At 72.1% G+C, this 14098-nt stretch carries 12 protein-coding genes; 8 read left to right on the top strand and 4 right to left on the bottom strand.

All coding sequences use genetic code 11. The features are described 5' to 3' along the window. Nucleotides 1–52 precede the first annotated feature (52 nt). Entirely contained in the window at nucleotides 53–823 is a 771-nt protein-coding gene (locus FDM97_RS36555; protein ID WP_137992081.1) for a class I SAM-dependent methyltransferase, read from the bottom strand. 43 nt (nucleotides 824–866) lie between these two features. Then, nucleotides 867–2054 carry a cytochrome P450 family protein gene (locus FDM97_RS21450; protein ID WP_254705702.1) on the bottom strand — a complete coding sequence of 396 codons (1188 nt, stop codon included), beginning with the start codon at nucleotides 2052–2054 and terminating at the stop codon, nucleotides 867–869. A gap of 251 nt (nucleotides 2055–2305) precedes the next feature. On the opposite strand from FDM97_RS21450, the gene FDM97_RS21445 reads away from it, so the two are divergent. The 7 genes from FDM97_RS21445 to FDM97_RS21415 all read left to right on the top strand — a co-directional run bounded on the left by FDM97_RS21445 (nucleotide 2306) and on the right by FDM97_RS21415 (nucleotide 10842). After that, a complete protein-coding gene (locus FDM97_RS21445) occupies nucleotides 2306–3484 on the top strand; it encodes a cytochrome P450 (protein WP_175439194.1) in 1179 nt (392 codons plus the stop codon). A gap of 252 nt (nucleotides 3485–3736) precedes the next feature. Then, complete coding sequence (locus FDM97_RS21440) at nucleotides 3737–4639, top strand: universal stress protein (RefSeq protein ID WP_137992077.1); 903 nt, start codon at nucleotides 3737–3739, stop codon at nucleotides 4637–4639. A 207-nt stretch (nucleotides 4640–4846) separates the two neighbouring features. Beyond that, nucleotides 4847–5740 carry a universal stress protein gene (locus FDM97_RS21435; protein ID WP_137992075.1) on the top strand — a complete coding sequence of 298 codons (894 nt, stop codon included), beginning with the start codon at nucleotides 4847–4849 and terminating at the stop codon, nucleotides 5738–5740. A 270-nt stretch (nucleotides 5741–6010) separates the two neighbouring features. Then, nucleotides 6011–7234 (top strand): arginine deiminase, encoded by a 1224-nt coding sequence (locus FDM97_RS21430; protein ID WP_137992074.1) that lies wholly within the window; start codon nucleotides 6011–6013, stop codon nucleotides 7232–7234. 74 nt (nucleotides 7235–7308) lie between these two features. Beyond that, the gene (gene argF, locus FDM97_RS21425) at nucleotides 7309–8310 is read left to right on the top strand and encodes an ornithine carbamoyltransferase (protein WP_137992073.1); all 1002 of its coding nucleotides are present in this window, start codon (nucleotides 7309–7311) and stop codon (nucleotides 8308–8310) included. Between the two features lie 34 nt (nucleotides 8311–8344). Further along, nucleotides 8345–9298 carry a carbamate kinase gene (locus FDM97_RS21420; RefSeq protein WP_137992071.1) on the top strand — a complete coding sequence of 318 codons (954 nt, stop codon included), beginning with the start codon at nucleotides 8345–8347 and terminating at the stop codon, nucleotides 9296–9298. Beyond that, the gene (locus FDM97_RS21415) at nucleotides 9295–10842 is read left to right on the top strand and encodes a YfcC family protein (protein WP_137992069.1); all 1548 of its coding nucleotides are present in this window, start codon (nucleotides 9295–9297) and stop codon (nucleotides 10840–10842) included. The genes FDM97_RS21420 and FDM97_RS21415 overlap by 4 nt, the downstream gene beginning before the upstream one ends. A gap of 112 nt (nucleotides 10843–10954) precedes the next feature. Here FDM97_RS21415 and FDM97_RS21410 read toward each other — a convergent pair whose 3' ends face one another. After that, nucleotides 10955–11617, bottom strand: coding sequence for a CBS domain-containing protein (locus FDM97_RS21410; protein ID WP_254705701.1), 663 nt, complete (start codon nucleotides 11615–11617; stop codon nucleotides 10955–10957). A 280-nt stretch (nucleotides 11618–11897) separates the two neighbouring features. Between FDM97_RS21410 and FDM97_RS21405 the strand changes: the two genes are divergently transcribed. Further along, nucleotides 11898–13583 (top strand): sensor histidine kinase, encoded by a 1686-nt coding sequence (locus tag FDM97_RS21405; RefSeq protein WP_137992067.1) that lies wholly within the window; start codon nucleotides 11898–11900, stop codon nucleotides 13581–13583. Between the two features lie 22 nt (nucleotides 13584–13605). Here the strand turns inward: FDM97_RS21405 and FDM97_RS35930 are convergent, their stop codons facing one another. Further along, entirely contained in the window at nucleotides 13606–13926 is a 321-nt protein-coding gene (locus FDM97_RS35930; protein WP_175439193.1) for an STAS domain-containing protein, read from the bottom strand. Nucleotides 13927–14098: the final 172 nt, after the last annotated feature.

Below are 14098 nucleotides of genomic sequence, written 5' to 3'. Positions count from 1 at the left end.
CGGCCCGCCGACCGCTGCTCGCCACGTGTCGCCCGGCGCCTGTGACGCCCGGTCAGCCGGTACGGGTGAAGATCATCACGAAGTCGGCCATGGTCCGCACCCGCGGGACCTCGGGATCGGGCAGAGCCCGCAGGCGCTCGCAGGCCCGCTCCAGCAGAGGGGCGTCCTCCGCGCCGACCGGCCAGGCGCCCGTGAACAGGCCGCCGGAGGACAGCGAGCGCGCCATGTCCCGAGGCGACACCTCGAAGGTCGTGGGGCGCTCGCTCGCGGTGCCCTCGTAGACCAGCCCCCGCTCCGCGGCGACCGGCGCCAGCGTCTCCGGGCCGTCCTGCCGGGTCCCCTCGGGATCCAGCTGGTCCTCCAGCTCGTTGACGATGCGCCCGATGTCGTCCGTGGGGCGCCCGCCCCGGGCCGGAATCACCAGGTAGCGGCCACCGGGGCGCAGGACCCGGGCGGCCTCGCCGAAGACGGCCCGGCGGTCGGGCCCGGCGTGCAGCAGCCAGGTGGACACCGCCTGCGTCACCGACGCGGTGCGCACCGGGAGTCGGCCGGCGTCCCCCACCGCGACCCGGTTCCCCAGCCGTGCCCTGGCCCGGGCGAGCATCCCGGGCGAGAGATCGATGCCGACCACCCGATGGCCCCGTGCCGTGAGCTCGGCGGCCACGATGCCGGTGCCGACACCGATGTCGAGGACGGGCCGCGCGGGGTCGAGCAGCGGCGCCAGCTGTTCGGCGAACCCGGCCGCGCGGGCCGTGCCGCCGCGCGACTCGTCGTACACGGGGGCGATCTCGTCGAACTGCGCGGTGCTGAAGGGCGATGCCATGGTCAGGTCCTCTCCGTCGCTTCCGGTCGCCGCATCGCCGCCGCTACTCCTGCGGCGCGAACGTCACCGGCAGGGTGGCCATTCCGCGCAGGATGCCCTCCCGCCGGGTCAGGACCTCGTCAGGGGCGGCGAGCCGCAGGTCGGGGAAACGGCGCAGGAGGGTGCCGATGGCCGTCCGGGCCTCGGCGCGGGCCAGCGGGGCGCCCAGGCAGAAGTGCACGCCGTGGCCGAAAGCGAGCTGCTGGGGCATCTCGCGACGGGCGACGTCGAGGATGTCGGGCCGGTCGTAGCGCGCCGGATCGCGGTTCGCGGCCGCCAGTCCGATGATGATCATCTCGCCCGCCGGGATGGTGACCCCGGCGATCTCGAAGTCCTCGACGGTGAAGCGGGCGACGCCGCGGCTGACCGGCCCCTCGTACCGCAGCAGCTCCTCGATCGCGCCGGGGAGCAGCGAGGGGTCGGCCCGCAGGGCGGCGAACTGGTCGGGATGGCGCAGCAGGGCGTGGACACCGTTGGCGATGAGGCTTGCGGTCGTCTCGTGCCCGGCGAGCGTGAGCAGGATCGCCATGGCGGTCAGCTCGCGGTCGCTGACGCGCTCCTCGGCCTGCGCCGCGCACAGCGCGCTGAGCAGGTCGCCTTGCGGCTCCGCCCTCCGAGCGGCGATCAACGACTCGAAGAACTCGGTGAGTTCGGCGCGCGCCCGGGCGCCCTTCGCGAGCCGTTCCGGGGTGTTGGGCGGCATGATGAGCCCGACCGCCAGCCGGGCGAAGTCCGGCTGCCCCTCGGCCGGGATCCCGATGAGCTCGCTGAGTACGGCCATGGGCAGCGGCAGGGCGAACTCCGCGACCAGGTCGGCCGATCCGCGCGGGGCGATCGCGTCGAGGAAGGCGTCGGTGTGCGCCTGGATACGGGGCGCCAGCTCGTCCACGCGGCGGGCGGTGAAGGCCTTGGACACCAGGTTGCGCAACCGGGTGTGGTCCTCGCCGTCGGCCACGAGCATGCTGGCCATCAGGACGTTCGTGCGCTCCTGGTGCGCCATCTCCTCGGCGAGCCCGTTGACCCGGACGGGACTGGAGCTGAGCCTCGGGTCGGTGAGCGCGGACACCGCCTCGTCGTAGCCGGTGACCATCCAGACTTCAAGGGTGGGATTCAGTCGTACCCGCTGGACGACTCCGTGTTCCCGAATGCGCTCGAAAAGCGGGTAGGGATCGGGCTGTTGAGCGACATTCACCGGAACATCGTGAACGACTGTCTGACCTTGATCGGACATCCGCAACTCCCCGAAGCAAGAGGAAAGATCTCGGGCAAGTAGTCATACCAGCCACCCAAGTTGCGTGGTAGCGTCTCCGGCGATCAGTTCGGAGATGTACCCGTGAAACGCCTCGCCCACAGGCGATTCGGCGCTCTCACACCGCTCTACCGGAAGCATTTGCGGCCTCAACCAGGCCTTTCTGCGCAAGGGGAGACGTTTTCGTGGATCACGTGGACCATGCGGATCAAGCGGTCGCCACCGACCCGATCCTGGATCTGGCAGGGCCGTCGATCCTGCCGAATCCGTATCCCGCGTATGCCCGGATGCGTGAGAACACCCCCGTCTTCTGGCACGAGATCCTCGGCTCCTGGGTTCTGACCCGTCACGCCGACTGCCTCGCCGTCCTCACCGACAGCGCGCGCTTCGCCTCGGACTGGCGCCGCGCGGGTGAGGACATCCCGGCCCCGCTGCTCAGCGTCCAGACGCTCGACCCGCCCGAACACACCGCCATCCGCCACCTGTTGCTCGACGGCTTCCGGGCCCAGGACCGGCAGGCGCTGTACGACGGGATGGAGCACCAGGCCCGGCAGCTGCTCGACGAGCTGGCCCGACGTCCGTCCTTCGACCTCGTCGGCGAACTGGCCGAACCCCTCGCGCTCCGGTTCATCACCGCGTTCCTCGGCGTCCCGGCCCCCGACCAGGCCTGGTTCGCGCCGGTGTCCCGCACCGTCGTCGACGGCATGGACGCCGGTCTGTGGCCGGAGAAGCACGAGCCGGCCGTCACCGCACGGGCCGAACTCGCCGCGTACGCGGGCGGCTGGCTCGCGGACCCGCCGAAGGAAGGCCTCATCGCCTACGTCGCCGAACACGCGGAGGCGAGCGGCGTGGATCCGACGGTCCTGCGCAACAGCCTGCGTACCGTTCTCCACGCGGGCTACGAATCCGCCTCCCGCCTCCTCGGCAACGCGGCCGCGGCGCTGCTGACCTCCCCCGGAGGCCTGACCGCCTTCCGCGCCGCGCCCGTGTCGCCCGCCGTCGACGAACTGATCCGGTACGACGCACCCGTGCAGGCCGACGCCCGGGTCTGCGTCACCGACACCGAACTGGCGGGCGTCACCATCCGGGCGGGCGACCCGGTCACGCTGCTCCTCGGCGCGGCCAACCACGACCCGCTCCGCTTCGCCCACCCCACCGAGCTGCGACTGGACCGCGCCCCGAACCCCCACCTGGGCTTCGGCCGCGGTGCCCACGCCTGCCTGGGCGCGTCCATGGCGATCCGGCTGACCGGATCGGTCCTCGGACTCCTGGCCACGGACCACCCCGGCACCCGGGCGGTCGCGGAACCGGAACACCGGCGCAATCTCACCTTGCGCGGTCTCGACCGCTTCGAGGTGATGCTGCGCCCATGACAGCGGGGGAGGAGGAACCGTCATGAAGTACTGGCACTGAACCTGAGAGAGCGCGGTGCCCCGCCCACCGGCGGGGGCACCGCGCTCACCTTTTCCGGGAGTCGGTGAAAGATGAGCCCATGTGCCGATGAGCCGATGCGCGGACGGGGCAAGGACGTTCGGCCCTCCGTGGTGACCCGCTGGACCCGGGACGCGGCTCCGCCGGCGGCGGGAGGGTGGCAGCACGCACCGGATCCCTCGGAGGAGACACCCATGTCACGCACCGTCGTCGTCGGATTGGACGGCTCCGCGGAGTCGCTGGCCGCCACCGAGTGGGCCGCCCGTGAGGCACGGCTGCGCGGGCTGCCGCTGAAGCTCGTGCACGCGCTGGAGGACTGGTCGCCCGCATACGCCTACGTCCCGCCGGTGGGAGGGGTCGTCGCGCCGACGGCGTACGCCCCCAGGTACTGGGCCGAGCGCATTCCCCGCGAGGTGTCCGAGCGACTCTGCGACCGCCACCCCGACCTGGAGATCCGTACCGAGGAGGTGAACGGCCGGCCCATCGAGGTCCTGGAGGCCGCCGCGAAGGACGCCGAGGTGCTGGTCCTCGGCTCCCAGGGCCTGAGCGTTCTGGCCGGTTTCGTCATCGGGTCGGTGTCGATGTCCGTGCTCGCCCACGCGGAGCGGCCGGTCGTCCTCGTACGGGCGGGGGAGCAGGCCGGCGACGAGTACGTGCGACCGGGGGTGTATCGCGATGTGGTGCTCGGCCTGGACCTCGCCCGGCCGTGCGACGAGGTGATCGAGTACGCCTTCGATGCCGCGCAGGCGCGCGGGGCCGGCCTGCGCGTCGTCCACGGCTGGAGCCTGCCGCCCGTCCTCGGCTACGACCCGGCCGCGATCGACCCGGGCCACGCCGCCGAGCTGGAGACGCGGGAATCGGCCGCGCTCAGCGCGGCCCTGCGACCCTGGCGGGACAGGTTCCCCGGCGTCCGCGTCGAGGAGCAGTGCGTCGTGGGCAGGGCGGCCGACCATCTCGCCGAAGCCTCGGCCGACGCGTCCCTGCTGGTCATCGGACGCCGGATCCGCCGCGCCGCGTTCGGCGCCCACATCGGGCCCGTCGCCCACGCCGTGCTGCACCACACCACGGCGCCTGTGGCGGTCGTACCGCACCCCTGACCCGTCGACGATCGACGCCGCGTCCAAGGCCGCCCCCGCCGGGGGCGGCTTTCGCGTGTACGCGGGCATCGGCAGTGGCGTCACCCGTTCTCGCGGCGACACGTGGGCCCGTCGGGCCGCCCGCGAGGACCTGTGGCCCCTCTCGATTCCGGGCGGCGCCCGCCACGGTGAAGGCACCACGTTGTCACCGGACCAGGAGGTCAGCAGATGTCCCGCCCCGTCACCGTCGGTCTCGACGGATCCCGAGAGAGCATCGCAGCCGTCGACTGGGCGGCCCGCGAGGCGATCGCACGCGGCCTGCCCCTGCGACTGGTCCATGTGTGGGACCTGAACCCGGACGTCCACGCACCGCTCATCGGCCCTGACACACGGCGCCATTGGGCCGAGCGCACTCCGCGCAAGGCCGCCGAACACGTGCACGGGAACCACCCAGGTCTCCTGGTGGAGACGGTCCAGAAGTGCGGGGATCCCGCCACGGTTCTCTGCGAGGCGGCCGAGGAGTCCGAGCTGCTGGTTCTCGGGTCCCGGGGACTGAGCGGTGTCGCCGGTTTCGTCGTCGGGTCCGTGTCCCTGGCCGTCGTCGCGCGTACGCCTCACCCGGTCGTCCTCGTCCGCGCCCAGGAGCGGCCGGTCCGGGCCGGTGGGGGCCCCGCCGGGTCCGGAGACGTCGTGCTCGGAGACGTCGTGCTCGGGGTCGACATCTCCCGCCCGTGCGATGAGCTCCTGGAATTCGCCTTCGCTCATGCCGACCGGCACCGAGCCACCCTGCGCGTGGTGCACAGCTGGCACTTCCCGGCGGCCTTCGGCCACGACGCCGCCGCGGCGGCTGTCGCGCTCCGGGGCGAGCTGGCGGCCGTGAAGGAGAGCATGCTGACGGACGTCCTCGCGCCGTGGCGGCGGAAGTTCCCCGACGTGCGGGTCGCCGTGGACTGCCGCCTCGGCCGTCCGGCCTCCGACGTGCTGGAGGCGGCGCGCGGCGCCCGACTCGTCGTGGTCGGCCGCCGTCGTCGTACGTCCTCGATCGGGGTGCACACCGGCCCGGTGACGCATTCCGTCCTCCACCACAGCGCCGCCCCCGTCGCCGTCGTACCGCACGACTGAGCAACCCGCCTGCCCCGTACAGCGGTTGCCGAAGCTCGAAGCTCGAAGCTCGAAGCTCGAAGGCCGAAGCTCGAAGGCCGAAGTCGAAGGTCCAAGGCCGAAGGTCCCGGTCGGTCCCGCCGACCGGGCCACGGAGGCCGGGCCCGTACCGCCTCTCCTCGGGGACCGTTGCCGTCCGATTCCCCAGGCGCCGGGTGACAGGCTCGATTCATCGCCGAGGCGTACGAGCCCGGCGGCCCTCCCCCTCTTCTCCTGATGCCGAGGACAACCATGCCCTTCCACGTCGACTCCGAGACCGGCCGGCTCAAGCAGGTCATCCTGCACCGCCCCGATCTGGAGCTGAAGCGCCTGACGCCCACGAACAAGGACGAGTTGCTCTTCGACGACGTGCTCTGGGTCAAACGGGCCCGGGAGGAGCACGACGCCTTCGCCGACACCCTGCGCGACCGCGGCGTCCGTGTGCACCTCTTCTCCGACCTGCTCACCGAGACCCTGGAGCGGCCCGCCGCCCGGACGCTCGTCCAGGACCGGGTCTTCGACGACCGGGAGTACGGCCCGCTCGCGACCGACCGGATGCGCGCGCTCTTCGACTCGCTCGCACCGGCCGAGCTCGCAGGCTGCCTCATCGGCGGTGTCACGAAAGGGGAGTTGAGCGCACGCATGGGCCCGGTGTCGAGCGTCCGGCTGCACGCCATGGCGCCCGACGACTTCGTCCTGGCCCCGCTGCCCAACCACCTGTTCACCCGTGACACCTCGTGCTGGGTGTACGACGGCGTGAGCGTCAACCCGATGAAGAAGCGGGCACGGCGCCGCGAGACGGTCCACTTCGAGGTGATCTACCGGCACCATCCCCTCTTCGAGAAGGGGGAGTTCCAGCGGTGGACGGACGGCGAGGCCGCCTATCCGTCGACCATCGAGGGCGGCGACGTGCTCGTCATCGGCAACGGCGCGGTGCTGATCGGGATGAGCGAGCGCACCACCCCGCAGGCCGTGGAGAGCCTGGCCCTGCGCATGTTCGCCGCCGGCTCCGCGCGACGCGTCGTGGCGCTCGACATGCCCAAGAGCCGTAGCTTCATGCACCTGGACACCGTCATGACGATGCTCAGCGGCGACACCTTCACCCGGTACGCCGGGCTGGGCATGCTGCCGTCCTCCACCATCGAACCCGGGCCCGGCGGCCACGGCCTGAAGATCACCGATCACGCGCCCGAGTTCATGGACCAGGCCATCGCCGACGCCCTCGGCCTCGATTCCATCCGTGTCCTCACGCCCACCCAGGACGTCCGCTCCGCGGAACGCGAGCAGTGGGACGACGGCTGCAACGTCCTGGCCGTGGAGCCCGGCGTCGTCGTGGCGTACGAGCGCAACGTCACCACCAACACGCATCTGCGCAGGAGCGGTGTCGAGGTCATCACGATCCGCGGCAGCGAACTCGGCCGTGGCCGCGGCGGTCCGCGGTGCATGACCTGCCCGATCGAGCGCGAAGCGGCCTGACACACCGTCGACCACGCCCCACCCCCCCATATCCGTACCCATGCGTCCGCAGAGAGCCAAGGAGTCGAGCCGACATGGCCGTCGACCTGCGTCACCGTTCGTTCCTCAAGGAAGTCGACCTCACCCCGGACGAGTTCCGTCACCTTCTCGAACTCTCCGCGCGGCTGAAGAGCGCCCGATACGCGGGCACCGAGGAACCGCGCCTGCGCGGCAAGAACATCGCCGTCGTCTTCGAGAAGACGTCCACCCGCACGCGCTGCGCCTTCGAGGTGGCCGCCCACCAGGAGGGCGCGCACGTGACCTACCTGGAACCCTCCAGCTCCCAGCTCGGCCACAAGGAGTCCGTCAAGGACACGGCCAGGGTCCTGGGGCGCTACTACGACGGCATCGAGTACCGCGGCAGCGATCAGCGCCTGGTGGAGCAACTCGCCCGGTACGCGGGCGTGCCCGTGTGGAACGGGCTGACCGACCAGTGGCACCCCACCCAGTCGCTCGCGGACATGCTCACCATGGCGGAGCACACCGACAAACCACTCGCCCAGGTGTCGTTCGCCTACCTCGGAGACGCCCGCAACAACGTCGCCCACTCCCTCCTCGTCAGCGCCGCGATGCTCGGCATGGACGTGCGCATGGTCGGCCCCCGCGCCCTGCACAGCGCCCCCGAGGTCGTCGCCGCGGCCCGTACCGCGGCCGAGTCCCGCGGGGCACGGATCACCCTCACCGAGGACATCGCCGAGGGCGTGGCGGGCGTCGACTTCGTCTACACCGACGTATGGCTGTCCATGGGCGAGCCCCCGGAGCTGTGGGACGAGCGCATCGCCCTGCTGAAGCCGTACCAGGTGACCACGGACGTCCTCAGGGCGACCGGGAACCCGCGGGTGAAGTTCCTGCACTGCCTGCCGGCCTTCCACGACAGCGACACCACCGTCGGCGCGCAGATCGCCGCCCGGACCGGCATGACCGCGATGGAGGTCACGGACGAGGTCTTCGAATCGGCCCACTCCGTCGTCTTCGACCAGGCGGAGAACCGGCTGCACACCATCAAGGCCGTCCTGGTCGCCACCCTCGCCGACTGACACCGTCTCCGAACCTCCGAAGAAGGGCACCCCCATGCGTGTCGTCGTCGCACTGGGCGGCAACGCTCTCCTCCGCCGCGAGGAACGGCCGGACGCCGCCGTACAACTGGCCAACGTCCAGGCGGCGGTGGCGGCCCTGGCCCCCCTCGCCCGCCACCACGAGCTGGTGATCACCCACGGCAACGGCCCCCAGGTCGGCGTCCTCGCCCTGCAGAGCGCCGCCGACCACTCCCTGAGCCGCCCGTACCCCTTCGACGTCCTCGGCGCGGAGACCCAGGGAATGATCGGCTACTGGCTGCTGCAATCCCTGCAGAACGCGCTGCCGGACCGCCAGGTCTGCGCCCTGCTCAACCAGACGCTCGTCTCCGCCGCCGACCCCGCCTTCGCCGACCCCGAGAAGTTCGTCGGCCCCGTCTACGAACGGGCCGAGGCCGAACGGCTGGCCGCCGCACGAGGCTGGACCGTCAAGCAGGACGGCGCGCACTGGCGGCGCGTCGTTCCCTCTCCCCGCCCCGAACGCGTCGTGGAGACCCGCCTGATCCGCCTCCTGCTCGACTCCGGCGCCGTGGCCGTCTGCGCGGGCGGGGGAGGCGTACCCGTCGTCCGCGATGAGCGGGGACGGCTCACCGGCGTCGAGGCCGTGGTCGACAAGGACCTCACGGCCGCCCTGCTGGCCGGGGCCCTCGACGCCGACGCGCTCCTGCTGCTCACCGACGTACGCCACGTCGAACTGGGCCACGGCACGCCCGACGCACAGCCCGTCGGCCGGACGAGCCCGGCCCGGCTGCGGGCGTACGACTTCCCCGCCGGATCGATGGGCCCGAAGGTCGACGCCGTCTGCCGCTTCGTCGAACTGACCGGTGGCATGGCGGCCATCGGCGCCCTCGACGACGCACCCGCGATTCTCGACGGCGCCGCCGGCACCGTCGTCACACCCGACGGCCGCTTCCGTGACGGCGGCCCCGACACACCCCGGGACCCGAGATGACCACCCACAGCGCCGACAGACTCTCCCCGGCGTCGCCGGGACCGGAGGGGCGGGACGGTAACGGCCCGCACCGCGCCCCCTCCGCGAAGCGCCGCTTCACCTTCCCCTCGGCCTTCTCCGTACTGATAGCGGTCACCGTCGCGGTGTGGGCCCTGACCTTCGTCATCCCCGCCGGACGGTACGACACCGAGAACGGCAGCCCGGTTCCCGGCACCTACCACCCGGTGGAGGTGACGACCGGCTTCTGGGAGCGGCTGAAGGACCTGTTCCTCGCGCCGGTCAACGGCCTGTACGGAGTCACCGACCCCGAGAGCGCCCTCACCGCACCCGGTGGCAGCGGTGAATTCGCCGGAGCCGCCGGGGTGTTCCTCTTCATCCTGGCCGTCGGCGCCTTCATCACCGTCACCCTGCGCACGGGTGCCCTGACCCTCGGCGTGGCCCGCCTGGCCCACCGCCTGCAGGGCCACAGGACGCTGCTCCTTGTCGTGCTCGTGACGCTGTTCTCCGTCGGCGGCACCACCTACGGCATGGCGGAGGAGACCCTCGGCTTCTACGGGCTGATGATCCCGCTCATGCTCAAGCTGGGGTACGACCGTATGGTCGCCGCGACCGTGATCCTGGTCGGCGCCGGTGTCGGCACGCTCGCGTCCACGGTCAACCCCTTCGCGACCGGCGTCGCCTCGGACAGCGCGGGCATCGGCACCGGCGACGGCATCGGTCTCCGCCTGGCCATGTGGGTCTGCCTGACGGCCCTGGCGGCGGCCTATGTGGTGCGCTACGCCCGGCGGATCCACGCGGACCCCACCCGGTCACTGGCTCCGGTGGCCGAGGAGGACGCGCTGCGGGTGAGCGAGGACGAGGAGCCGGCCGGACTCACCGGCCGTCAGCGCTTCGTGCTCTGGACCTTCGCGGGCACGTTCCTCTTCATGATCTTCGCCGTCGTGCCGTGGACCGACCTGGGGATCTCCTTCCTGCCCACGCTGGGCTGGTACTTCCCCGAACTCGCCGCCCTGTTCATCGTCGCGGCGATCGCCGTCGGACTGATCAGCGGGCTGGGGGAGAAGGGGACGGCGGCCGCGATCACCAGCGGGGCGGGGGACTTCATCGGCGCCGCGATGATCGTCATGCTGGCCCGGGGAGTCACCGTCATCATGAACAACGCCGCCGTGACCGACACCATCCTCTCCAGCCTGCACAGCGTGGTCTCCGGCGCCTCCTCCGGCGTCTTCGCCGGCCTGGTGTTCCTGGTCAACATCCCGCTCGCCTTCTTCGTACCGTCCTCCTCGGGACACGCGGCCCTGGCCATGCCCATCCTGGCGCCGCTCGCGGACTTCGCCGGAGTCGGCCGGGCCCTCGTGGTCACCGCCTACCAGTCGGCCTCGGGCTGGGTGAACCTGATCACCCCGACCTCCGCCGTCGTCATGGGCGGCCTGGCACTGGCGAAGGTCCCCTACGACCGGTACCTGAGGTTCATGGCTCCGCTGATGGGGGCACTGCTGGTGATCATCGTCGGCTTCGTGGCCCTGGGGGCGGCCCTGTACTGACATACGCCGGTGGCCGGTGACCGACACCTCGGTCACCGGCCACCGGCGCGTTCACCTCCCGCGCGTCTGCTTCCCGCGCGTTCACCTCCCGCGCGTTCACCTCCCCGCGCGTTCACGGCAGGCGGTTCACCACGCCCACCACTCCGTCCACCCGCCAGGCGGCCCTGATCAGCGTGGTCGCGTCCACGTCGGGCCCGGGGGACCCCTCCAGGGAGACGACCCCTTCCCGTACGCGGACCTGGACGCCCGGGCCGGCGGACGGCGTCGGCAGGGCCGAGGCCACGGCGAGCACGTCCGCCCGGATCTCGTCGTCCGTCCGCAGGAAGACGCGCAGCAGGTCGCGACGGGTGACGATGCCGATGAGACGGTCCTCCTCGTCGACCACCGGCAGCCGGTCGATGTGGCGGCGCTCCATGATGCGGGCGGCGTCCACGACACGCTGCTCCGGGTGCACGGTCACCGCCGGCGTGGACATCAGCCCGGCCGCCGTCGTCACGGAGGCTCCGGCGGCCGGACGGGCGCGCACGCGAACCCTCCGCCGCAGCGCCTCCAGCAGCCCGGCCGCCCCGCCATGTGTCCGCCGGCCCAGCGCCGCCTGCCGGCGGGTGAGGTCGGTCTGGGAGACCACGCCCATCACCTTGTCGTCGTCGTCCACCACCGGCAGGCCGCTGATCCGGTGGGACGCGAGCAGCCGGGTCACCTCCTTGAAGGAGGTACGCGGGCCGGTCCGGACGACCTCGGCCGTCATCACCTCACCCACGGTGCGAGTCCTCACCACGGTTCTCATCTCCAGCCGGTCGTGCGGTGTCGTGCGGTGTCGTGCGGTGTCGTGCAGTGTCGTGCGGGAAGTCAGGCGGCGGGCATCGCCGGTCCATGCACCCCAGCGTGCCGTCGGCGGCGACGATGCGGCAGATCCGTTCAGGGTCCATGTCACGGGCTGTTCGACCCTGCCGTACGGCCCCCCGCCCGGCCGGTAGTCTGTGGCCCCGTACAACGGACGGGTGACCAGAGAAGGGCCGGTGGGCGTGGAAGAGCCGTTGCCGCGGATGCCTCACATGCGGCTCGACGAGCTTCTGGACGAGCTGCAGGCCCGTATCGACGCGGCCCGTGGCACGCGGGACCGGGTGCACAGCCTCCTCGAGGCCGTGATGTCGGTGGGCAGCGAACTGGACCTCGCGCAGGTCCTGCGGCGCATCATGGAGGCCGCGGCCCTGCTGGTCGACGCCGAGTACGCCGCGCTGGGCGTCATCGGACCGGACGGACGGACGCTGTCGCAGTTCCTCACCGTCGGGCTGACGGAGAAGGAGATCGCCGAGATCGGGCCTCTGCCGGCCGGGCACGGACTGCTGGGCCAGCTGATCCGCGATCCCGAACCGCTGCGCCTCTCCGATCTGGGCGCCCATCCGTCGTCGTACGGCTTCCCCGCACATCATCCGCCGATGCGCACCTTCCTCGGCGTGCCGATCCGGGTGCGCGACGAGGTCTTCGGCAACCTCTACCTCACCGACAAGCGGGGTGGCCACGACTTCGACGCCGAGGACGAGTCGGTGATCTCCACCCTCTCCGTCGCCGCGGGCGTGGCCATCGACAACGCCCGGCTGTACGAGGCGTCGCGCCGCCAGCAGCGGTGGCTGCAGGCGAACACGGAGATCACCAACGGCCTGCTCTCCGGCACACCCCGGCTGGAGGTCCTTGAGCTGATCGCCCGCCGCGCCCGGGAGATATCCGACGCGCGGCTCGCGGACGTGTCCGTGCCCGTCGACGGCGGCGCGAGCCTGGTCATCGAGCTGACCATCGGTGCGGACGACCCGCGCCCCGGCCTGGTGCTGCCGGCCGACGGCACGCTGTCGGGTGCCGCCTACCGGGCCGGCGAGCCGGTGAGCACGACGGATCTGGCCGAGGACGACCGCTACCGGGCGGGGCCGCCGCGCTTCGAGGGCCTGGGCCCGGCCGTCGCCGTACCGCTCGGCACCGCGGCCGAGGACACCCGAGGCGTCCTGTTGCTGGCCCGCGAGGCGGGAGCGCCGGTCTTCACCGACGAGGAACTGCAGCCGCTGCTCGCCTTCGCCGGACAGGCGGCGCTCGCCCTGGAACTGGCCGAGCGGCGCAGCGACGCCGAGCAGCTCGCCCTCCTTGAGGACCGCGACCGCATCGCCCGCGACCTGCACGACCTGGCCATCCAGCGACTGTTCGCCACCGGCATGACCCTGCAGAGCGCCGCCCGCCTCGTCGAGCACGCAGGCGCCGCGGAACGCGTCCAGCGCGCCGTGGGCGACCTGGACGAGACCATCAAGATCATCCGCTCCACGATCTTCGGACTGCGGGCCCGGGAGGACGAGACCGGGCCGAGCCTGCGGGCACGCGTCGCCCGCGCCGTCGGCGAGGCCGGTACGACGCTGGGCTTCCCGCCACGCCTGAGCATGGAAGGCCTGCTGGACACGGACGTACCCGAGGCGGTGGCCGACCATGTCATGGCGGTCCTCGCCGAGACGCTGAGCAACGCCGCCCGGCACTCCCACGCCACGCGGGTGGAGGTGACCCTCCAGGCCACGGCCGACGAGGCGATCCTCACCGTCGCGGACAACGGCAGGGGCATCCCGTCCGGCGGCAGGCGCAGCGGGCTGCGCAACCTCGCCGAACGCGCGGTCAGCGTGGGAGGCGAGCTGGACATCCACACGCCCGCCGAGGGCGGCAGCCGGCTCGTCTGGCGGGCGCCGCTGAACCCCGGCTCGCGAGCGTGACCACGGGGCGTCCGCCCGTCGGTCAGGCGAAGGAGCAGGGGATCGTGTCGTCCACGCGGAGAACACGGAGCATCTTGGCGCAGAGCCGCGGGACAAGGCACAGCCGCAGCCGCCCGCCCTTCGCCGCGCAGCGCTGATGGACGCGCAGGAACAGGGCGACCCCGGAGCTGTCGCAGAACGTGACGCCCGACAGGTCGAGGCGCACCTCGGGCGCCCTGCCCGTGGCCAGGCGGGACAGCACCGGCTCGATCCGTCCGACGGTGGCGATGTCGAGCTCACCGGACAGGGCGATGGTGATGCTGCTGTCGTCCAGCGCTGTCGCGGTCAGAGCGATCGGACTCATGAACGGGGGCACCTCTCCCTCGGGCCGGCCGGGCCGGGCCGGGCCAGGTCGGTCGGGCCGGGCTCGGCTTCTGCCGGAGAGTCCATCAAGCGACCGGCGGCGGACGACAGGTCCACCCAGGCCCCGCGGCCGGGACCGATGGTCCCTCCGCCGCCCGGTCCCGAGGCACCAG

The sequence above is a fragment of the Streptomyces vilmorinianum genome, from assembly GCF_005517195.1.
Classification (GTDB): Bacteria; Actinomycetota; Actinomycetes; order Streptomycetales; family Streptomycetaceae; genus Streptomyces; species Streptomyces vilmorinianum.
Note: the sequence above shows the minus strand (reverse complement) of the source record. Positions and strands in the feature narration are given on the sequence as shown.